This is a genomic window from Pedobacter sp. (assembly GCF_965279535.1).
GTDB lineage: Bacteria > Bacteroidota > Bacteroidia > Sphingobacteriales > Sphingobacteriaceae > Pedobacter.
The window spans coordinates 5,329,314-5,351,895 of record NZ_OZ257244.1; the positions used below are offsets into that span (position 1 = coordinate 5,329,314).

The window sequence follows — 22,582 nt, forward strand, 5'->3', positions numbered from 1 at the left end:
TTACTGATTTTCACCCTATAATGCAATATCTTATCCAGTTTGGCAATATGAACTAAAACAGACTACATTTTTTATCTCTTTTACTACTTTTGGTTTAATTGTTATTCATATCACTATAAAATAAAGCAGATGTTCCATACAAATGTTTATGTTGAAAGAAGGGCAGCCCTGGCCCGGAAATTAAAATCTGGTGTACTTCTATTTTTGGGGAACGAAGAAAGTCCGATGAATTATACCGATAACACCTATAGCTTTCGTCAGGACAGTACCTTTCTATATTATTTTGGAATTGCACACCCGGGTTTGGCCGCTGTTATCGATATTGATGAAAACCAGGAAATCATCTTCGGTAATGAGATGAGCATAGATGAAATTGTTTGGATGGGCAGGCAGCAAACCCTTCAGGATAAGGCTCGTTTAGTGGGCATTCAAAAGGTAAATCCACAGAATCAACTCAGCAGTTACCTCATTGCTGCCCAACAGCAGAAACGAATAATTCATTTCCTCCCTCCATACCGTCCTGAAAATAAAATTAAGCTGAGGGAGCTTTTGAATATGGAGATTGGTAATTTAAAGCAATCAGCTTCCATTTCATTTATTAAAGCAGTGGTTTCGCAACGATCGGTAAAATCGGCATTAGAAATTACAGAAATTGAAAAAGCTGTTAACCACAGCATAGATATGCATTTGCTTGCCATGCGAAAAACCAAACCTGGCATGAAAGAAGAAGAAGTAGCGGCATTGATTCATGGCGAGGCACTTAGAACAGGTGGGAATATTGCTTATCCCATTATTTTAACCATACATGGTGAAATTTTACACAATCATTTTCATGGAAATACCATGAAAGAAGGGCAGTTGGTATTAAATGATTCGGGCATGGAAACAGCCCTTGGCTATTGTGGAGATTTAACCAGAACTTTTCCGGTTGGGAAAAAATTTGATAGCAGACAACGTGAAGTTTATTCCATTGTTAAGACGGCTTTAGAAAATGCGGAAACTGTACTCACACCAGGTAAGCGATTTATCGATGTGCACTTTGCAGCTTGTAAAACGCTTGCAGAAGGAATGAAAGCAATGGGATTAATGAAAGGAGATATGGACGAGGCTGTAGCAGCAGGTGCACATGCACTCTTCTTTCAATGTGGTACCGGCCACATGATGGGACTTGATGTACATGATATGGAAGATTTAGGTGAAGAATATGTGGGGTATGATGAAATACTGAAAAAGGAAACTTCCCTGTTTGGTTTAAAATCTTTGCGGTTGGGTCGTGAACTGGAGCCTGGGTTTGTGCTTACCGTTGAACCCGGTATTTACATGATCCCGGAACTGATTGATTTATGGAAATCTGAAAAAAGGTTCGATTCATTTATTAATTACGCTGCTGTCGAAAAATTTAAAGATTTTAGTGGAATAAGATTAGAAAATAACTATGCCATGACTGCTGATGGTTATCAGTTATTGGGAAAACCATTGGCTATTGCGATTGATGAGGTTGAGGAAATTAGAAATAGTGCTTATTAAATTGATATGACTTACCAGGATAAATTAAAGGCCATTCGGGCCAGGATGATCGAAAAAAATATTGCTGCCTATATCATTCCCTCCTCTGATCCTCACATGAGTGAGTATGTACCTGATCGCTTTAAATGTATTCACTTCGCTTCCGGATTTACCGGATCGGCCGGAACATTGGTGATTACTGCTGATTTTGCAGGCTTGTGGGCTGATTTCCGATACTTTGAACAAGCTAATGAGCAACTGAAGGATAGCGGATATGAATTGGTAAAGTTACAGGTTCAGCATACACCTGAATACATTTCCTGGCTTTATGGAAAACTGCCGGATGGAGCACAGGTAGGTTTTGATTATCAGCTGATGTCGATGGCACTGGGTGAAGAAATTAAAGCATCGTTAGCGCCGAAACGAATGGATATTAAGAATCTGGATTTGCTTGATGATATCTGGGAAGACAGACCAGAATTACCCGCAGACCAGGCTTTTCTGCTACCTGAAGCCGATTGCGGACAGCGTTTCGAAAGTAAATTGTCTGATTTGAGAGCTGAAATCAGCAAGACAAGAGCGGATGTTCACATTGTTTCAAGTTTAGACGATCTGGCCTGGCTTTTCAATATCAGGGGAAAGGATGTAAGCTATAATCCCGTGGTACTTTGTTATGCGCTGATTAGCCTCAGCGTGGTAACCCTGTATATCGATGAGAACAAATTAAATGCTGAAGACTTAGTATTAATGGGAGAACGCGGCATTAAAATCAAACCCTACAATGATATTAAGTCAGATATTGTACAATTAGGGCAGGCATCTGTATTATTCGATGAAAAGCGCAGTTGTTACGAGTTCATCACTTTACTTCCGTCAACCGTTAATGTGATCAGACAAACTACGCCGCTTGTATTTTTAAAATCGATTAAAAACAGCAAGGAAATTGAAAACACACACTATTCGATGATTCAGGATGGAGTAGCCTTGACACGTTTCTTCAAATGGCTTGAAGAGAACATCGGAAAAACTAAGATTACTGAAATATCAGCATCTCAAAAAATTAAGGCTTATCGTGAAGGTGCTGAAAAATTTGCGGGACTTAGTTTTGCCTCTATTGCAGGTTACGGGCCACATGCTGCACTTCCTCATTATACGCCTAATGTGGATAGCGATTTGGAGCTTCAACCTGAGGGATTATTCCTCCTTGATTCCGGAGGGCATTATTTTTACGGCACAACAGATGTTACCCGCACAGTTCCGTTAGGCCCAACAACCGAGGAAGAAAAAAAGGATTATACACTGGTGCTATCAGCGATGATATTTGGTTCAGCGGCAAAGTTTCCAAAGGGAACCAGGGGATATCAAATTGATGGTATCGTTCGCCAGCAACTCTGGCAACAAGGCATCAATTACGGGCATGGAACAGGGCATGGGGTAGGTTACTACCTGAATGTACACGAGGGGCCTCAAAACATTGGCCCATCCAATGCAGCAGTTGCTGTTGATAAGGGGATGATCACCTCGATAGAACCCGGAATTTACCGGCCGGGTAAACATGGTGTCCGAACGGAGAATCTGGTGCTTACTGTTGCTTCATCCACAACTGAATTTGGAGAATTCCTGGGGTTTGAAACCCTAACCTTAGCTTACATTGATACCTCTATTGTATTAAGTAACTTGCTATTGCCTGCGCAGATTGATTGGCTTAATTCTTATAATCAGATGGTTTACGAAAAGTTAAAACCATTTTTAAACGAAGCCGAAAGTGCCTGGCTTTCAGAAAAATGTAAAGCCATTTAGTCAGAACAGAAACAAGCCGGGATTAATGTGATCCCGGCTTGTTTATTTCTATCTGCTATTCTTTAGCCAACGAGGTACCGCTTAACCTGATCTGGTAAGGCCATTGCTCGTCATTTTCATCTTTTCCATCGGTAATGTGTTCCCAATGTGTTGTTGGTGCACCACTCACTATGAGCCATAAATACGCTGTTTCTTCAGGAACAGTAAACTTCGCAACACCTTTGGCATTGGCGTGAATTTTCCCGTAAATACGCTGCCCGTCTTTTTTAACTGCCAGGAAACTGTAGCGCCAGCCGGCATAGCTTAAGTTAATTTTTCTGAAACCCGCTGTACCGGCTATTCCCCGGAAATCGACTTTAATATTTGTACCTGCATTTGGTACCTTGAGTTTTATTCCATTATAGCCATAATTCTGAGGGCAATTACCAGGTAATATCTGATACCAGCCATCTTTTAACGAATCGAGAGCTGTTTGATGCTGGTTGGCATATGATTTTGTGGCTTTGGCTGCCTGATCTAAATCCCAGGTGATGAATTTAGCTGCCGCCTGGTGCATCTCATCGTTGAATTTTTTCTGATCTGTTTGGGTAATGCGCTTGTATGCCATTACAGCATCTTCGCCTTTTACTGCTTCCTGCCATAATTTTCCAATAAACTTAATTCCGTGTTTTTCAGACCAGTATTCCAGTACATATGGTGAATGATATTGATTCGTTTCATGCAAAAAAGCATAATGTGTTTTCTTGAGGTAGGCTGCCAGGTGGTAGTTCTCAAAAGTCATCCAATCGGGGTAAACATGCCAGAGCATAAACTGAGCGGTCATTTCGAATATGGCCTGCCCTCTGCTTCCTTTAGCGGCTGATGTAAAAGCCCAGGCACCATCGGCATTGGCCAGGTACTGAAACGAATGCCCTATTTCATGTGCCAGTGCACCAAAAGGGGCTTTGCTGATACGGGCGAGGGGAGTCCATGCAATTCCGATTTTGTTTTCTTCGCCTCCACCAAAGGCTGTGTTTTCCTTTCCCTTAAATACAAATATCAGCAGTTTATAGCGGTCGGTAACCGATTTCCCTTTGTTTACAAAACCCAGTGTATCTACATAAAAATTGTAAAAGCGGTTACATTCCCTCAAAACCTGGTTCATGTCTAAACGGAGTGCAGGATCGGGGTTTTTGGAAAGGTCAGCTCCGAATTCTTTCGACCAAAAAATGGCCAGATTGCTGGATTCAACCATTCGCTTGTAACTGTATTCATGCTCATCGTTGTTAAAATCGTTTCCTTCAGGTACCATCCATACCTTAGCGGGAATATAAAGTTGTTTTTGTGTCTTGCTACTATATGAAACTTTTTCATTGTCTTGACCTTTTACAGTTTTACATAAGAAAACGAGAAAAAGTAACCCCAGAGCGATGTTATGGGCGGAGTTGAAACATGATTTGGATTTAATGTCAGATTGGTGCCGATTAAAGCAGGTAGAATAGCGCATATTGATTTCGTATTAAAAGGGAGTAATTTATATATAAAAGAAAACCCAGCATCGGGTATGTCCGACCTGGGTTTCATTATTAACCAACCTAACTAGGGTTTTTTCGTGATTGCAGGAATTTGTATAGTTACGGTATAGCTTCCGGCAGACAAGGCCTTGAAGCCGAAGAAAACGGGGTTGGCATTTCTGTTCTCCACTGTAAACCTGGCCGGAATTCGGTAATAGTTTCCGGTTCCGTTATTACCATCCTTTATGGGGAATCCGTTAGGCAAATCAATAAACTCCCATTCAAGTGCCGTGGTGGTTCTTACTAAAGGGAAATACGGGTTCATTTGCGAAAAATTACCTCTGTCTCCTCTGGTTATCACCTGGCCAGCAGCAGGATCAAATGTTGCACCGTTCTTATCCAGGAACACAAACCTGATTTTATTGGGGCCTTTATTGTCATAAGTAATGGTTACCGGCAAAGGCGATTGTGCACTAAATCCAGTTTCTGTATCAGGATCGGAGGTAGTAAAAAATGGGCCGGCGTCAAGTGCAAAGTTTGCCTTTGGCAGCAATTGGATCCTGCAGGCATTTGGTATATCGCGCGTGCCTTTAATGTTCGACACTTGTACATCAATAACATAATTTCCGGTGGGCACATTGGCTGTTGCCTGTGATAGGGATATTCTTCCGCCGATTTCGCTCACCTCTAATGGAAGAGCGGGTTTGAGTACTATCTTTTTGTTCACCAGCGCTACGGTTGAATCAGCACTGGTAATTTGACCAAGAAACTGTTTGATGGTAAACTCTTTGAGCATTTCAGGTGCCGGCTGTCCGGTATCCATGTTTCTAACCGCCAGGAGTTTTACCTTTACCGGGCCTGTGGTGCCATCTAATTCTATCGCCTTTGAATTAACAACGTTTCCCTGGGTAGCAATAAGCGGATTTGGTGTATAGTACATGTAATCGCTAATAAAGCCTTTACTTACTTTTTTGCAACCCAATAAAATGCCCACTAAAGCAAGAACAGATAGGGATGAAATGATAAATATTTTTTTCATGATTGTTTCTGTTGAGGTTCTTTATCAGAACCTGATGAATGTATGGGTATTACTTAACACATGTAGCATGCCGCCAGAAGAAGGTTCTATTCCGGTTGTCTGGCATTGCGCCCTCAAATCAATATTGGGATCATTAGGCTGTGCGCTTGAGTTTGGTGGATCCAAACCTCCTCTAACTTTAATGTAATACAGGTAGTAAATTGGGCTGGATGACCATGATTCGCCGGGTTTTGGTTGCAGAATTCTTTGAAAAGCCGTTTGGGTATTTGCTGCGTTAGCTACAAGGCTGGGTTGTAAGGGTGCCGAATTTACTTCAATCCGCGATTTAGCGAGGTAAATGCGCAATGAATCAGCTTTGATATCTTTGTACATATCGGTTAGGGTATAGGTGTTATTCTCGTTAATGAGTCTAACCGAATCCCTTTTTAATTTGATGTATTTGTTGATAGAATAGTTGGTCGGGGCAAAGAAAGTCGCCGAGCCATTTACCTCATCTTTCAGGTTATAATGATCGATAACCATGATCAACGTGTCGAACAAGTGATACTTATGCTGCTTCAAATATTCATAAGTGGTTAACGGGCTTTTAGCTTCGCTTAAACCGCCATCGGATAAATAGTTACTTTTTTTGCAGCTTGTAAAATATGCGAGCCCCAGACTACATATTATTAAATACAATAGTTTATTTTTCATGGTTCCTATAACTTAGAGCTCCAGAACGGAGTTTGGGTCAATTTTTTGTTAATGTTCATTAATGCAGGGTCTAACGGCCAGTAATATTTGCCGGCATCGAAATCAGCTTTCGTCATTTTTTCTGCGCCAAACTTCATGATTCCGGTTTTTTTACCAAGCCTTACCAGATCATAGAAACGGTGCCCTTCCAGGAAAAGCTCCCTTCCACGTTCATCTATAATGCCCTCAAATAAATTAGCATTGGTTCCAACCCAAACACCTAAACCAGAAATGGAGCGCACTTCATTAAGTACAGTGCGGGACTGGTCGAATTGACCTAAAGCCGCGAGCGCTTCTGCTTTCAGGAGTTTAATGTCGGCCAACCTAAAAATGATGATGTTGTTATGTGCTACCGGAGTAATCACGTTCTGGCCATTAACATAAGTAATGTTCGAATACTTAATACAGAGCGGATCTGTAGAATTGGTTAATGCAAAGGCAGTTTTAAACCGTTTATCATCGCTGTTACTAAAAAGCGTGTTTAATGTATTTTGATTAAGCGGGAATATAGAATTATCCGTACGGGTGCTGAGATAAGGACTTTTAAGTGTGTAATTGGATATTCCTCCGGCACTGCCCTCATTTTCATCACTTTGTGCAATTTCAAAGATACCTTCTGTAGATTTGCCTTTATATATGCTGAGGTAATTATCTCTGTTTACATATTGATAAAAGTTTTGATCAATTATTTTATCAATAGTGGTATTGCAGTTTTGATAATCGCCCTGCCAGGCATATAAATGTGCTAAGAGTGCATAAGCAGCCCCTTTATTGGCCCTTACTGCCCTGTTTCCTGAGTTGGCGTAATCCCAGTTCAATAGATTGATGGCATTGTTTAAATCACTTAGGCATTGCGCAATTACATCTGCAGCTTTGCTGCGTGGCAGATCTACCGCCTCTGTTATAGCCCCTGTTTCTTTTACCAAGGGAATATCACCCCAAATTCTGGTCATATAGAAATAGTTGAAGGCCCTTAAGAAGTACGCTTCTCCTAACAGGTTGTTTTTCGCCGTTGGAGATGAGAATTTATCATCGGCAATGGTGGGTATAAATTTAATACAACGATTTGTCTGATCTATTGCACTATAAAAGGTGTCGTATCTTCTCATCTGCATCATCCTGTCCCAGGTTTCCGCAGAAGCTACGGAAATTGCCCATTCCATTCGGAGTACATTGTCAAATCTGTATTCATTTGCCGATGCGAATTCATCCGTAGGTAAATCGCCGTAGGCGTAAAAAGCAAGTCCATCGGCCTTATTCAATGTTTTTCTCAGTAAAGCGTAGCCCGCTGCTACAGCCTTATCAGCGTCACTTTCGTTTTTCCAGAAAGTTAGATCGGTAGACACGCTGATGGGTTTCTCATCTAAAAACTTTTTACACGAGCTGGCCATGCCTATACCGATTACACAGCATATATATATTGTAAGTTTTTTCATTTTAGTTGGATTAAAAGGTTAAATCAATGCCGAAAGTGTATTTTTTAGGGATTGGATAATCATTTCCTCCTGAGTAACCATCTGGTGCTACAGCTTCAGGATCAGGTACTGTAGAGTTAGACCAAACCTTAACATTATCCATTACGCCATAGAAGCGGATTAGCCTCATGCCAATTTTTTTGCTGAATTTCTCAGGCAGGGTATAACCCAATCTGATGTTTTTGATACGCAGGAAACTGGCATCCTCTATGTACATACTCTGGCCAATGTGCCATTTATCTACATTGTTGGTTATTAATCCGGGGTATTTGGCAATATCGCCAGGTTTCGACCAAAAGTCAGACACATCAAAGTTGGACGCTGGCCCCGAACGTGGACCCCATAAGAAATATGGATTATTTGTTCCGGCATCCTGAAGTTTATCTGACAGGTAGCCATTTCTAAGGCTACGGCCAGAAATAAAGGTTACCAAAACATCGAGTGAAAATCCTTTATAAGAGAAGGAGTTATTCATCCCGCCGGTGATATCCGGGTTCGGGTTTCCGTAAGAGATATAGTCGTTATAGTCAATGTTATAATCTCCATTCTGATCTACCCTTGCAGGATCTCCGGCGCTGAACTGGCTGCCACCAAACTGGGTAATCCTTCTTCCGGTTTTCGGATCAACAGGAACATCTGTATCTCTGGAGTAAATTCCATTTACTTCCCATACTTTGTAAGTAAATAAAGGTTCGCCTACACTTAGCGTTTGTTGTAGCCATGGTGGCCCAAAAGTGAAATCTCTACCTCCGTTTGGAAGTTTGGTAATGTAATTATCGTTGTAGGCAATGTTAAAATTGGTGATCCACTGAAATTTTGAAGTGGGGGCAAAATTGCGGGTGGTTAAGGTAAATTCAATACCCGTATTGCGCAAATCGACATAATTATTGGATGTTAGGGAATAACCCGTAGTTAATGGAACAGATACATCAAATACCTTGCTTTTGGAATCTCGAATGTAATAATCGGCTGTTAAAGTTATCCGGTCTTTTAATAGCCCTAAATCTACTCCGGCATTAAACTGAGGGCTTCTTTCCCAGCTGATCGACGTTGCAGATGCTGCACCATAATAATCCGGATACAGTACCTGTGTGCCATTGTAAGTAGTTTGAGCACCACCCTGACCGTTACCCAGTACAGAGGTTGGGTAATTGGCGTTGGCAATGAGCGATTGATACTGTGCGTAATAAGCGCCAGGATCATTGCCGGTAATGCCATAACTTGCCCTTAACTTTAAATAAGATACCACATTTTTAACGGGACTGAAGAAGTTTTCTTCTGAAGCATTCCATCCTGCAGAAACGGAAGGGAAGGAGCCCCAGCGGCTGTCTGCACTATATCTCGAGGAGGCATCAGCGCGGTACACTGCCTGAAGTAAATATTTTCCTTTATAGTCATATACGAAACTCCCCATCCAGGATAAACGTGAGCGTTGCTGTATGGTATTACTTGCATATAAGTTTGGGCCAGACGCAATGCCGGCCACGGTTTTAACCGCATCGGCGTTACCCACACTACTACTGTAAGTATTATTGGCCACATTTTTCTCCATACCCTGAAGTAAAATGAAGTTGAAGTTATGTCCGCTTTTTAGCGATTTGGCATAATTGAGGGTGTTTTCCAACTCCCAGCGATTGGTTTGGTTAACCCAACCGTAAGCTTCATTTTGTCCACTTGAACTTAACAAACTTGGCTTGAAATAACTTCTGGTGTTGTTGAATATGTTATACGAGATGGTACTTTTAAAGTTTAAGCCAGGAATAATCGTGTATTGTGCCATGGTATTTCCATTCAAACTGGTGGTTTTATCGTCATCGCGGAGTTCTTCATATCTTCCAGTATACAATTCTTCTTCTGCAGTACCTATTTTCCAAAAGGAGGAAGGAAATCCCCAGGTGGTAAAAGGATATTTGTTTTGGTCGCCCTGGCCATGTTTAGCTTTGGTTAAGCCCACAAATAAATTGGTTTGCACCAATAGTTTACTGGTTGGCGATACCTGGAAGAATAAGCTCGGTGTTACCCGGTTGATATCATAACCTTTCATTACCCCTTCTTCAAAATATCGGTTGAAGGAAAACCGGTAAGAATACTTTTCAGTAGCGCCGGCTATGCTTGCATCAACATTGTTAATGTTACCTGTTTGTAGAAATAGACCCTGCCAATCGGTATTGTTGTTAAAAGCAGTATTTAAACTGTCGGTTAACATCATATTCAAATCCCCTAAACGGGTGTAAAGGCCGTTCCCACCGTAAAGCAGATCCATTTTCAATCTTCTTTCTGCGGTTCCGGTTTGAATAGGTTTCATGGCTGGTTTGTTGGCAATACCGAAATAGCTGGCAACCCTTATTTGTGGAGGAGCGCCTACCTGAGCCCGCTTGGTTTTCACAATGATAACTCCGTTTGCAGCCCTTGCGCCGTAAACGGCAGATGCAGATGCATCTTTAAGTACATCAACCGATTCAATATCATTAGGGTTGATGGCTTGTAAGGGACTGCTTCCATATGCGGATCCGATGTCGTTTACATCATAAATTACCCCATCAATCACATACAAGGGAGAGCTGCTCTGCCCTAAGGCCACGTTACTGGCTCCACGAATGTTTACAATATTATTTCCGCCTGGTTCGCCCGAGGTGCTCAGGATAGTTAAACCTGCAACCCTGCCTTGTAGCATAGCATCAAAAGTAGAGTAAGGGGTGTTTTCGAAGTCTTTTCCCTTTACTGATGATATGGCACCGGCGGTATTTTTTCTCTGGATATTTTGATAACCTATGGCAACAACTTCCTCCAGTGAGTTATCATCTTCAACCAGTTCAATATCAATATTTGTTTTGCCCGCTGCTGAAACTTCTTTGGTTTTAAAGCCAACAATACTAATGCTTAAGGTACTCGACCCCGCTTTTAAAGTAAGCGAATAAGCCCCTTTAGTGTCTGTTGAGGTACCATTTGTGGTACCCTTCTGTTTAACAGATGCCCCGGGTATGGGCTGGTTTTTTCCATCAGTTACCCTTCCGGTAATTCTGGTTTGTGCGAAGGTAATAAAGGGTATCATCAGGAACACGATGATGCCTAATAACTTACCACGCCTCATAGTAAGGTTAAAATTCATTAGCTAGTTTATTAGTTTAAATGTTAGGTTAACGTTTATAAATTTAACATTGTAAACCCTTGATAATAAAGATGATTTTACCTAATTCAAATCGTTTTTTAACCAGTACGATGAGCCTTCAGGATGACCGGTATATGGAAGAGGAGGTAAATTTTCGAGCCTGCTTAATGCGGTACAGGTAGCTGGAACCCCGAAGCAGAATAATTGCTGTCTCCGGTGTACTTTGTAATGAAGATATTGATAAAAAAACTCCCTACCTCAATGATTGAAATAGGGAGCAGTGATGTAGAGCGCTGTTATTACAAGTTATTTAATTGCCCACTCATGCACACCAGTTGCGTGCTCTGCAGGTAGTTGGATTTCCATCCGCAACGCTGTCGTATTAACAGGTTTAAATTTTACGATATTAAATTTGTCCTTACTAATTTCATAAGGGCCGGTTGTTTCAACCGGAAGCCATTGTTCGCCTTTTTTATACAGTAGTTTATAAGCCACAGGAATTCTGCAACCTCCCCAGGGACTGTCATCGTACCAATAAACCTTTGATTCGGTAATGGTTTGCGCCGAAGCAAAATCGTACTGAATAAATTCATTGGTATTCTTTGCCGGCCACCAGTGCAGATAGGGGAAGTTGGTATCTTTTGAATCTGCTGGTTCGTACTGATCTTTAATTGCAGAAAACATTCTCTTGTTTTTTAGTGATGCAGATACGTTACTGGTACTGGCAATGGTAGGTGCTGGTTGTGGCCGGGCGGCAGATTGTTCGTAGGGAATCCAAACCGTCATTTCGCTTGGCCCCCGGTTTGCCCAGGCATAATAGGGAATAGCTTTAACATTTTGTTCAACCACTAAAAGGCTGTCGCTGTTTAATTGCCGTTTTGTGCTTTTGCCTGGAATATTGATCACACCAACACCATTTAACAGCTTTTCATCATAATGTGAGGTAGCTATTGCATTTTTATCAATCATGATGTTTTGAACCAGACTATCTTTGTTGTCAGGTCCTTCAAGGCAGTAAACAATAGGGCCACGCTCCAAAACTAATCGTGAGGCATCATCCTTTACCTGGCTGTTTGCAATCACTTTATCCGTTTCCATCGGGAGGATTAAAGAAACCTGATCACCCTTTTTCCATTTCCTGCTTAACACGGCGTAACCTTTTTCTGTGCTAAACGCAGTGCTTTTGCCATTAACAGAGATACTGATTGGCGTATTTTTTTTAGCCAAGAATGTATAAAGATCTCCGGGCGATGCCTCTTCTCCGGCCCATCCCGGTATTCTGATCCTCAAGGTAAAGTCGGCAGTTTTCTCCGGATTAACACTGATATTCACTGCACCTTTCCAGGGATATTCGGTATTTTGGGTAATTTCTACTGGAGTAGCATCCAGCACAATCTTGCTTGTATTGCCCATAAATAAGTTAATATAAAGGTCGTTTTTGTTTTGGGCATATACATAGCCAGGCAATGAAGGTAAAAACCGGGCCATGTTACTGATACAGCATGCACAGCTGATCCATGCACTGCGTTGATGCTGAAACATAGAAGCCAGTGGATTGGGATAAAAAAAGCGATCGCCACTTAAAGAAACGCCTGATAGTAAACCATTATACAAGGTTCTTTCCAATACATCCACATATTTTGAATCACCATGCAACAGAAACATTCTTTCATTCCAATAAACATTGCCAATGGCTGCGCAAGTTTCGGCATAGGCAGACATGTTTGGAAGCTGGTAAGCCGCACCGAAAGCTTCACCGGCCCCGGTTGCACCAATACCGCCTGTAATGTAGAGTTTTTTGTTAACTACATCGCTCCAGATATCATCAATGGCAGACAGGTATTTGGTATCGCCTGTAAGGGCAGCAATGTCGGCCATGCCGGTGTACATATAAGCCGCCCGTACAGCATGTCCAACTGCTTCATGTTGATCTACAACCCGCTTATGCGCCTGGTTATAGGGATCGCCTTTCGGGCCTCTCACATCTAAAAAGAACTTGGCAAGGTCTAAATATTTTTTGTTTGCAGTAACGCGATACATTTTAGAAAGACCTATTTCTACAATCTGATGGCCTGGATATTCCTCGATTTTTCCGGGCCCGAAGGTTTTAGCTAACAGATCAGCATTTTTAATGGCAATGTTGAGCAGGCTTTTTTTGCCGGTGGCCTGATAGTGCGCTACTGCGGCCTCGTAAAGATGGCCCGCGTTGTATAATTCGTGACTTAATATTTCTTCTTTTTCCCAGCGCTTGGCGCCAATCCATTCGTGAGGTTTTTTTGCATTTACTGTTCTGAAGGTAAAGAGATAGCCATCGGGCTCCTGTGCTGCCCCAATAATGGTAATCAGGGTATCGATGTAGGCTTCGAGTTTTGGGTTCTTTTTATTTTGAATGGAATATGATGCACCTTCTATTGCTTTGTAAACATCAGTATCATCGAAGGGAAATTCACTCATCTTATCTCCGCTTAACTTTTTTCCAGCCCTTAAGAAGTTATCCATTCTTCCATTTGCTTTGCATTGTGCTATAACATAAGGAATGGTGATGTTAGCGTTAACTTCCATCTTGGGTTGCCAGAAATTATCGTGCACATGTACTTTGGTAAAGGCTACTGGTTGTATTGGATAGTCTTTTTGTTGCGCCAAAGCATCAAATGTTATGGAGATCAGTAATGTGAAGCATACCGATAATGTTATTCTTTTATTTTTCATGCCTGGTTTGGTTTCTTTATGATGCAGTTTGTATGTAGGGATCTGCTGTGTTTTATAGCTGATTATTTATTCTACTAAACTATAATAAATGTTAATATAACGATTATTATTTTTTTGCAGGTGATAGCAAGATTTTAACATAACCGGAGATTCTAAGATCACCATACCATAATGTTTTGGCAGAGACTAAGCGGAAAACGACAATGCGAAAACTAAATGCAATAAGTGTGTGTTGTTTATGGTGTTGTAAATCAATTGATTATGTTCTGTGGGATAGGTAGTGACGTTTGTTGTTAAATATTTTGCTGAACTTGTACATAACTATAACCAAGTATAAATATGAATACCAGAAGAGATTTTCTACAAAAAATGGGTGCATCAGCATTGATGCTGAAATTGGGTTCAGTAGCAGCGTTTGCAAATGTTCCCGACCCAATTGAACCGCCTTATAAGGGTAAGGTACTCCGGGTAGCTATCATGGGTTTAGGTGGATATGGTAACCGTGTAGCAGAAGCCATGAAAGCCTGTACCAAAGCGAAGCTGGTAGGTGTAATTAGCGGTACACCCTCAAAAATTAAAGACTGGCAAACGAAATATAATATCCCGGAAAAGAATTGCTATAACTATGAAAACTTTGATCAGGTAAAAAATAATCCGGATATAGATGCAATTTATGTCATTACCCCAAATGCATTGCACCATAATCAGGTTATTCGCGCAGCAAAAGCCGGAAAACATGTTATATGCGAGAAACCGATGGCATTGAATGCCAAAGAAGGGCAGGAGATGGTTGATGCCTGCAAAAAGGCAAATGTAATGCTGCTGGTTGGTTATAGAATGCATTTTGAGCCACGTACGCTGGAGGTGATCCGTATGAGAAATGCGGGCGAATTTGGTAAGGTGATGTTTTTTCAGGGATTATGTGGATTCAAGGCAGGTGATCCTAACCAATGGCGGTTAAATAAAGCGCTTGCCGGCGGAGGATCAATGATGGATATTGGAATTTATGCGCTCAACGGAGCAAGGTATATGGTGGGGGAAGAACCAATTTGGGTAACTGCCCAGGAAACCAAAACCGACCCTGTGAAATTCAAAGATGGTGTAGATGAAACGATACAATTTCAATTGGGTTTCCCCAGTGGTGCGGTAGCCTCCTGTTTGTCTAGCTACAACATTAATCACCTGGATAGGTTTTTTGTGAGCGGCGACAAGGGATTTGCAGAAATGCAACCCTCTACTGGCTATGGTCCAATCAGGGGCCGAACACATAAAGGTGAACTCACACAGCCCATTACTACTCATCAAACAGTACAGATGGATGAAATGGCAGCTATAATTTTTGAAGATCACAAGCCAGTGGTTGCTGTAAACGGTGAGGAAGGTTTGAAAGATCTTAAAATTATTGATGCCATCTACCAGGCTGCAAAAACAGGGAAAAAGGTCGAATTAAGTGCTTAGTTAAACAGGATTTTAAAGCAGGCTTACTTATTTTAAATGAGCATTTAAACCAATGTATTGAGGTTGGATTGAATGTGCGCCCGGGCCATTTTTTGAAACTCCTCTGGGGTTTGGCCGGTTTGTTTTTTAAAAAATCTGCTAAAATACGGACGATCGCTAAATCCAAGTTCATAAGCAATTTCCTTAATCGTTATCTCACTGTGGATGATCTTTCTTTTGGCCTCGAGAATAATTCTGTCATGAATAATTTGCGTGCCCGTTTTATTTAATTTTTCCTTTAGAATTTGATTTAACCGCTTGGAGCTGATTCCCAGCTTACCAGCATAAAAATCAATATTGGTTACCGTATAAAAATTACTCTCCAGCAGCATTAAAAATTCATACACCCGCTTTTGATGGGTGTCATGCCCGGTAAATTCGAGTTCTTTTACAGATATCAGTTTGAGTAAAAGCACCTTCAGCAGTGCTTTCATCATCTCAAAATTGTTGTCTTTCTGATATTCTTTCTCCATCATTTTATAGATTTCTCCAAGGTCGGCTGCAGCCCCTTCGTCCAGCCTCAAACATGAAAACTCGCCCTGTACATTGAATATACGGAACAGGTCCAGCAAAAAGTCCTTATCTTCTTCCTCCAGCATGGATCGCTTAAAGGAAATGAGCGCTCCGTTTTTTCCGGCTTTATTAAGTTGATGTACCCTGTAGGGTGGAATTAAATATACCCAATCACCTTTGATCCGGAAAGAAGGGTCAGCGATTCCATGTAAGGGATCTTCATTTTTTAGCCAGACAATTTCAAAGAAATCCTTTCTGCCCGGATCGTTCAGGTAACTCGGGGGGCAGTTACTGAGGTTACGCATGTAAAGTACCGCCCTTTCTAATCCCAATGTGCTTTCCGTATTCATATTACAAAGATAGGAGCTTAAAATCAGGGAGATGGGATTAATGGATAATTATGGAGGACAATTCGGAAATGGCGATTAAATCGACTCACAAAAATGACTTTCTGTTAATTTAATTTCCTGAAAGTACCACTAAATGCGCTGTTTGTGTAAAGGAGGTACAGCTACTTCACGTTACTTTTGGACTGGTAAAACGATCACATGAAAACACAGGCAACAGACATAGATAAACTAGATTTTCAACATCTGAACTGGGAACTGCAGCTAAACCTGGATTTGATTTTAGAGGAAAACAACCAGCTGGCGAAAAAGATTGATATAGAGAATCTGATTCCCTTAATTAATGCTATTCAGGATGCAGAAAGGATCTTTCTTATTGCAGCAGGTCGTTCGGGCTTTGCAATGCGCGCGGCAGCAATGAGGTTGATGCATCTTGGACGCAGCGTTTTTTTTGTTGGTGATACAACCACACCTGCAATCAGAGAAGGAGACTTACTACTCGTGGCATCAGGTTCTGGCACTACGGCTTCTATACTGAGAGCAGTAGAAAAAGCCATTTTAGCGGGCGCAAATGTAATTGCTTTAACCACAGCAGCATCTTCCGAACTGGCTAAATTGGCAGGTCACACTGTACTTATCCCGGCTGCAGGAAAACAGGAATTTGATGGACATAAATCAAAACAGTATGCAGGCAGTTTATTCGAACAGTTTTTGTTCCTGTTAATGGATGTGGTTTTTCAGTCGCTTTGGAAGATAGGGGGTACCACAGCAGAAGAACTTTGGCAGCGCCACGCCAATCTGGAATAAATATTTTCATACATATATTAATTAAATAAACATCATGGCAAAATTACAGGTAGCAATAGATTTATTAACTACAGAAGAGGCATTGGCATTGGCAGCAAAGGTTGCTCCATACGTTGATATTATTGAATTGGGAACACCCCTGATTAAAAACATGGGTTCTACTGTTATCACAGCAATGAAGAATGCGCATCCGGATAAACTGGTATTTGCAGATCTTAAAACTGCTGATGCAGGTGAACTTGAAGCAGACATCGCTTTTAAAGCAGGAGCAGATTTGGTAACGGTGATGGGGGCAGCAGGAAATGCAACAATTATTGGGGCGGTTAAAGCAGCAAAAGCACATGGAAAAGGAGTTGTTGTAGATACAATTGGTTATCCGGACAGAGTGAAAAGAGCACAAGAGGTTACTGAATTAGGAGTGTCTTTTGTAGAACTGCATGCAGGCCTTGATGAGCAATGGACTGCCGGTTACTCTATTCAGGTATTGATTGATGAGGCGGCAAGAGCAGGAGTTCCTGTATCTGTTGCCGGTGGGGTGAACATCAATAATATTGCTGCGGTTATCAAAGCCGGTGCCCAGGTAGCTGTTGCCGGAGCCGCTATTTACGGAGCCGAAGATCCTGCAGCAGCAGCCAAAGCACTTAGAGAGGCAATAGATGCTGTTTAAAGTTAATTGTAGGTGAAAAGAGCTCTATGGAGCTCTTTTTTGGCTTGATAGAAATTATGTTTTCGTCTCAGGAGTCGCCTGGTATTCGGTTCAGAGATTCTTTAGCCAGGGCTGCTATCGAAGCCAGACGGCATCTGGTCAGGTTGATTGTGAAATGTGTATATTTGAATGAGGATGGCATGAGCATTGCGTTTTAGCTACTTCCTGTCAAGTCATAATTTTGTTGTTAATTTAGAGCCTTTGCAAGTTATCTGTAACAAGATATGACTTATTAAAATAAGCATAATTTAATGGTTACCGACTATAAAAAAATAGATTTATTTGGGAAAACACTTATTCAAAAAATAGATCTGAAATCACCTTTTTACTTTTCTTTTCCGGTGGCAGAACAGGCTTGCTTTTTATATATGTTGAAAGGTGAGACGCAATTTAAGTTCAACGATAATCACATCCATATTCCTACCAATTATGCACTATTACTCAATTGCAGCAACTCTGGTAATCAATTAAATAATACAAATAGCAGTGATGGCGAAATCGTTATTGTTACCTTTCATCCGGATATCCTAAAGAAAGTTTATGAAAGAGAACTTCCGTTCATATTTCAAAAAAATGACCGGATTACCAATCAGTTGAGCGGCAAAATCAACAATGATTTTTTAATTCAAAAATACATAGAGGGGCTTCTGTTTTATTTTGAGAACCCATCTTTGGTAAACGATGAAATTTTGGTCTTGAAGCTGAAGGAAATTATTCTTTTGTTAGCACAAACACAAGATGCCGGAACCATACAAGTTATACTCTCCCAGCTTTTTTCTCCAGCAACCTATACTTTCAAGCATATTATTGAGGCGAATATGTTTTCGCAGGTTAATGTTGATGACCTGGCAAAAAAGACCAATTTAAGTGTTTCTTCATTTAAGAGAGAGTTTAAAAAAATATACAGGGATACTCCAGCCAATTACATTAAAAGCAAAAGGCTGGAAAGAGCTGCTGAGTTGCTTTTACTTTCTGATAAACGGGTTACAGAAGTTGCCTTTGATTGCGGGTTTAACGACCTGGCTAATTTTACTAAAAGCTTTCATGATAAATACAATGTTACCCCAACTGCTTATAGAACCAAGTAATCTTAAATAGGCATTCTTAGCATAAAGTGCTAATTCGCCACCTATTTTCTACTATATCAAGGATTCTTGAACAATATCGCCAAAGAACTGGACCGATTTGCAAAGCCATTGTGTTTTTAGTAATGCAATTTTGTGCCATCAATTAAATTAAAAATTTAAAAAATGGGACTATCAGGTTTAGGAATTTTTCACACAGCTATAGGTGTTATAGCGATTGTTGCCGCAGTTATTGACTTTATAAGAAAGGGTAGAATTGATCAAAGTCAATTTACAGGCAAAATTTATTTTTATTTTACGCTTATTGCTTCACTTACGGCATTAGGCTTATCAAAGAAGGGTGGATTTAACCCCGGGCATATCTTTGCTATTTTTATTGTACTTCTAATACTGGTAGCATATTTTCTTTACAGCAAGAAGAAAGGAAATAACAGGGCACGTTTTTTTGAAAACTTCCTGCTTTCTTTTAGTTTTTTCTTATCATTGATTCCTACCGTTAATGAAACCTTTACCCGTATTCCTCTGGGGCATCCCCTGGCTAAAGCGCCTACAGACCCAATTATTGCTCAGACTCTTCTTGTCCTTTTCATGCTGTTTGTAGCAGGTTCAGTTTTTCAATTTATAAAACAAAAGAAAATAAACAAGTCAGCATAAAGCCTGATTTGAATAACTTCGTTTATTACAAGGCTTGAATTACGTATAGTGATTGCAGTTCAGTGGGGCGAGGTCTTTTTAGAAGATCTCGCCCCATTTTTTTGGCTCTTGTTTATTCCATTTCATGATGCATCCCGCATGGGTTACAAGAAAGGTTTAAAGCGATTACGGTTCGCTGCCTCAGGCTATTTTTTTGCACCCAATCGGGCATGATCAGCAGATTTTTTTTCAGAAAGCTTTTCAGCTGAATCAATAGAATGAGATTTATGGATGTCTTCATCCTCTTCAGCTACATCAGAGAGCTTCTGGTAATATTTGTGCAATACGTCCAGCTCTGCTTCACTCAGGTCCTCAATGTCAACCATCCTGTTGCTCGCATGCCTGCTTGCCGCTAAAAGCTCATTGAGTTTAAGTTGGATAGCTTTTGAATCTTTATTCTGCGTTTTCTGGATGAGAAAGACCATTAAGAAAGTAATAATAGTTGTGCCTGTATTAATTACCAGCTGCCAGGTATCTGAGTAGCCGAAAACAGGTCCGCATATTCCCCAAACAATGATAATTGCGAATGCGATTGCAAATGCAGCGGGGCTACCCGTCCAACAGGTTATTTTATCAGAGATGCGCTCAAAAAGGTTATGTTTTTTCATGGTGCTTTTTTTAATTATGGCAGTAATCAAATTTCTGGTGATGTCCTTCGGTGTTTCGGTAATGATGCAATGTTAAGCAGTTGCTCTTATAAAAGATGTATTGAAAACGAACCAGACATCAAGCCATTGTGTAATTCATTTTTTAGTTTTTATAAGGTATGAACCCTTAATAGAAGGTCATGGTTTTGAATTTTTGAGAAATATAAGGGATTGGTAAATCAGTAGGGGGCTTTGATGCGATAGAAGCCAGTTGCTTTCGTAAACAATGCAGGTAGCCTGGCTACAATTAATGCTGATCAATTACATTACTGATACTGGAAGTTGGCTGCCGCTCCGCATGAACTAAAATTTGCGGCTTCATGCGTAGTAATCCTGTAAATAATTGCAGAAAATATCTCCGCATTTATGAATTATAATGCTTGTTTTTCCAGCCAATCCATGCCCTCTTCTGCACTGTTGAAAAATGATATTTCAGCGGATTTATTTTTGTTATCTACACTTTTTCTTGCCGACAGCTGACTAAAGGCACTTGGCGATAATATCCATGCAAAGAAACGGAGTCCGGCAAGTTCCATGAGTGGTAACCATACTTCGGCCGCCCAGTCTGAGGCTTCAGACCAGGTTCCCGGCACTAATCTATTGTCATTAAAAACTTTAGAACGACTGTTTTTTCGCAGGTAATCGATCATTAATGAACCACCATGTTTCACCGAGCGCATATCCTGATATCCTGTCCATTCTACATGCATGATTTCGCTTTCCTTTGGACAATAAATACGGATATAGCGGTCTTTATAATAGCTTTCAGTACGGATCTCTGCTTCAATTTGTAACTGTGGATCTACAGGTAATTTAAAAGAAAAGGTGGAGCCTTTTCCAGGCTCACTATCAATCCAGAAGCTGCCAGAGTGGCGTTTAATAATCTCTGCGGAGATAAATAGCCCAAGACCAAGTCCATCAAATCTGGACGAAGAGTTATCAGCCCTGTAATAGCGTTCAAAAAGTTTACCCAGGTTTTCCGCTGCAATGCCAATACCATCGTCTTTTACCGAAACGATTATGTTCCCATCAGCGAGGCTGGCTGTAACATTAACGGTGTCTGCCCCTGGCGAATATTTAATGGCATTGGAAAGAAAATTTTGCAGCACCTGTTCCAGTCTGTATCGGTCTCCATTATAAGCTAACTGGATATCAGTTTCAAGTTTAATAAGGTGACTGGGGAATATGGCTTGCATTCCTGCAATAGTTTGATGCAGCATTTCCGAAAAGTCAAAACTTTCATAGTTAAAGAGCAGTTTTCCAGCATTGATTTTGCTTACATCCAGCAAATCTTTAATGAGTTTTTCCAGTCGGTCTACCTGACCGGCAGAACGTTCTAAAAGTGCCTTTATTTTACCTTCTGATACCTGGCGTAACATGAGCTGGTTATAACCCTTGATGGTTGTGAGCGGCGTTTTAAGTTCATGACTGGCAATTGATATAAACTCATCTTTACGTTGCTCGTTATTTTTCTGGTCGTGTATGTTCGTGTTTGTACCCACCCATATGTTGGGTTTGCCATCACGTTTAATACCTACAGCCCTGGCCAGGTGCCAGTAATAATGACCATCGGCAAAACGTAAACGAAATTCCGTTGTATAATCCTTTCCAGAATGAAGTGCCTCTTGCCAACGGCTTATACTTTCCGGCAGGTCCTCGGGATGGACAAATGATTGCCAGCCATGAGCAATAATGGTTTCCTGATTAAAGCCGAAGTCATGGCAAATCATCTTATTCACGTAAGTAATTGCTCCGGTTTCGTCGGCAGTCCAAACCTGCTGCGGTAATGCATTTAAGAGGAGAAGTGACGAAAGATGGTCGTCACTATGATCATTAGTATCGCATTTTTCGCTTAAAAAGCTATTCTCATCAAGGTCAATCGAATTGCCGCTGTTATCGCCCATGTACAAATTTAGTAAATTGATATAATGCGATAAGGATTAAAAAAGTTTTAAGACAGAAAAAATTTACGGGGTACAGACATTGCAAAGTGCTTAGCTTCAAAAGAGGTAAACTTTATTTCCTGTTTCTTGCTGACCAGCAGCTTGTTGTAAATTCCGTGACACAATATTTCCGTAACTTTCTCTTATCAGATTGGGCCTCAATAAGGATATCTAAATGCTTCAATTCTGCTCAATTTTAAAACTTTATTTATTTAAAAGGATTTTAATATAAATAAAACCATTAGCCATGAGAACGATATTCACCTTTTTCATTATTGCTGCCTTCATTGCAGCTGCATTATTTGCCTGTCAAAATCCTACAGAAAAGGGCAAAGGCAATATTCATAAAGATTTAAAAGATACTGTGAAAACATCCAAAGATTCCATTAAAGAAACCAAGCGGGTAAATCCGGAAGATACGATGCGGAAATATTAATCCTTTAAACCTTATTCTGGAGGTTAACTATGCTTTAGAGCTTAC

17 protein-coding genes are annotated in these 22,582 nt (G+C 40.7%); 8 read left to right on the plus strand and 9 right to left on the minus strand.

Annotated features, from left to right (window positions below; genetic code table 11):
- The first annotated feature begins 129 nt into the window (after positions 1 to 129).
- Both ACQY77_RS22050 and ACQY77_RS22055 read left to right on the plus strand, forming a co-directional pair.
- On the plus strand, positions 130 to 1,527 hold the full coding sequence (locus ACQY77_RS22050; protein ID WP_421940158.1) for an aminopeptidase P family protein: 1,398 nt from the start codon (positions 130 to 132) through the stop codon (positions 1,525 to 1,527).
- 6 nt (positions 1,528 to 1,533) lie between these two features.
- Entirely contained in the window at positions 1,534 to 3,306 is a 1,773-nt protein-coding gene (locus ACQY77_RS22055; RefSeq protein ID WP_421940157.1) for an aminopeptidase P family protein, read from the plus strand.
- Positions 3,307 to 3,361: 55 nt separating this feature from the next.
- On the opposite strand, the gene ACQY77_RS22060 is transcribed toward ACQY77_RS22055, so the two are convergent.
- From ACQY77_RS22060 to ACQY77_RS22085, 6 genes are all read right to left on the minus strand, one after another.
- Positions 3,362 to 4,753: a DUF6055 domain-containing protein gene (locus ACQY77_RS22060; RefSeq protein WP_428430151.1), complete on the minus strand. Its 1,392-nt coding sequence runs from the start codon at positions 4,751 to 4,753 to the stop codon at positions 3,362 to 3,364.
- Between the two features lie 131 nt (positions 4,754 to 4,884).
- Positions 4,885 to 5,838: a hypothetical protein gene (locus ACQY77_RS22065; RefSeq protein ID WP_421940156.1), complete on the minus strand. Its 954-nt coding sequence runs from the start codon at positions 5,836 to 5,838 to the stop codon at positions 4,885 to 4,887.
- A gap of 24 nt (positions 5,839 to 5,862) precedes the next feature.
- The gene (locus ACQY77_RS22070) at positions 5,863 to 6,531 is read right to left on the minus strand and encodes a hypothetical protein (RefSeq protein WP_421940155.1); all 669 of its coding nucleotides are present in this window, start codon (positions 6,529 to 6,531) and stop codon (positions 5,863 to 5,865) included.
- A 5-nt stretch (positions 6,532 to 6,536) separates the two neighbouring features.
- Positions 6,537 to 8,006, minus strand: coding sequence for a RagB/SusD family nutrient uptake outer membrane protein (locus ACQY77_RS22075; protein WP_421940154.1), 1,470 nt, complete (start codon positions 8,004 to 8,006; stop codon positions 6,537 to 6,539).
- A 10-nt stretch (positions 8,007 to 8,016) separates the two neighbouring features.
- Positions 8,017 to 11,154: a SusC/RagA family TonB-linked outer membrane protein gene (locus tag ACQY77_RS22080; protein WP_421940153.1), complete on the minus strand. Its 3,138-nt coding sequence runs from the start codon at positions 11,152 to 11,154 to the stop codon at positions 8,017 to 8,019.
- Positions 11,155 to 11,460: 306 nt separating this feature from the next.
- The gene (locus ACQY77_RS22085; protein ID WP_421940152.1) at positions 11,461 to 13,863 is read right to left on the minus strand and encodes a glycoside hydrolase family 127 protein; all 2,403 of its coding nucleotides are present in this window, start codon (positions 13,861 to 13,863) and stop codon (positions 11,461 to 11,463) included.
- A gap of 339 nt (positions 13,864 to 14,202) precedes the next feature.
- Between ACQY77_RS22085 and ACQY77_RS22090 the strand changes: the two genes are divergently transcribed.
- Entirely contained in the window at positions 14,203 to 15,321 is a 1,119-nt protein-coding gene (locus ACQY77_RS22090; RefSeq protein ID WP_421940151.1) for a Gfo/Idh/MocA family protein, read from the plus strand.
- Between the two features lie 44 nt (positions 15,322 to 15,365).
- Here ACQY77_RS22090 and ACQY77_RS22095 read toward each other — a convergent pair whose 3' ends face one another.
- Positions 15,366 to 16,223: a helix-turn-helix domain-containing protein gene (locus tag ACQY77_RS22095; RefSeq protein WP_421940150.1), complete on the minus strand. Its 858-nt coding sequence runs from the start codon at positions 16,221 to 16,223 to the stop codon at positions 15,366 to 15,368.
- Between the two features lie 198 nt (positions 16,224 to 16,421).
- Here ACQY77_RS22095 and hxlB point away from each other — a divergent pair, with 198 nt between their 5' ends.
- The 4 genes from hxlB (at position 16,422) to ACQY77_RS22115 (ending at position 19,472) form a co-directional block, all read left to right on the plus strand.
- A complete protein-coding gene (hxlB, locus tag ACQY77_RS22100) occupies positions 16,422 to 17,027 on the plus strand; it encodes a 6-phospho-3-hexuloisomerase (protein ID WP_421940149.1) in 606 nt (201 codons plus the stop codon).
- Positions 17,028 to 17,061: 34 nt separating this feature from the next.
- Complete coding sequence (gene hxlA, locus ACQY77_RS22105; RefSeq protein WP_421940148.1) at positions 17,062 to 17,694, plus strand: 3-hexulose-6-phosphate synthase; 633 nt, start codon at positions 17,062 to 17,064, stop codon at positions 17,692 to 17,694.
- Positions 17,695 to 17,984: 290 nt separating this feature from the next.
- Complete coding sequence (locus tag ACQY77_RS22110; protein WP_421940147.1) at positions 17,985 to 18,821, plus strand: helix-turn-helix domain-containing protein; 837 nt, start codon at positions 17,985 to 17,987, stop codon at positions 18,819 to 18,821.
- Between the two features lie 162 nt (positions 18,822 to 18,983).
- The gene (locus ACQY77_RS22115; RefSeq protein WP_421940146.1) at positions 18,984 to 19,472 is read left to right on the plus strand and encodes a hypothetical protein; all 489 of its coding nucleotides are present in this window, start codon (positions 18,984 to 18,986) and stop codon (positions 19,470 to 19,472) included.
- 185 nt (positions 19,473 to 19,657) lie between these two features.
- Here ACQY77_RS22115 and ACQY77_RS22120 read toward each other — a convergent pair whose 3' ends face one another.
- Positions 19,658 to 20,119: a low affinity iron permease family protein gene (locus ACQY77_RS22120; RefSeq protein ID WP_421940145.1), complete on the minus strand. Its 462-nt coding sequence runs from the start codon at positions 20,117 to 20,119 to the stop codon at positions 19,658 to 19,660.
- Between the two features lie 410 nt (positions 20,120 to 20,529).
- The gene (locus ACQY77_RS22125; RefSeq protein ID WP_421940144.1) at positions 20,530 to 22,062 is read right to left on the minus strand and encodes an ATP-binding protein; all 1,533 of its coding nucleotides are present in this window, start codon (positions 22,060 to 22,062) and stop codon (positions 20,530 to 20,532) included.
- 286 nt (positions 22,063 to 22,348) lie between these two features.
- On the opposite strand from ACQY77_RS22125, the gene ACQY77_RS22130 reads away from it, so the two are divergent.
- On the plus strand, positions 22,349 to 22,537 hold the full coding sequence (locus ACQY77_RS22130) for a hypothetical protein (RefSeq protein WP_421940143.1): 189 nt from the start codon (positions 22,349 to 22,351) through the stop codon (positions 22,535 to 22,537).
- Positions 22,538 to 22,582: the final 45 nt, after the last annotated feature.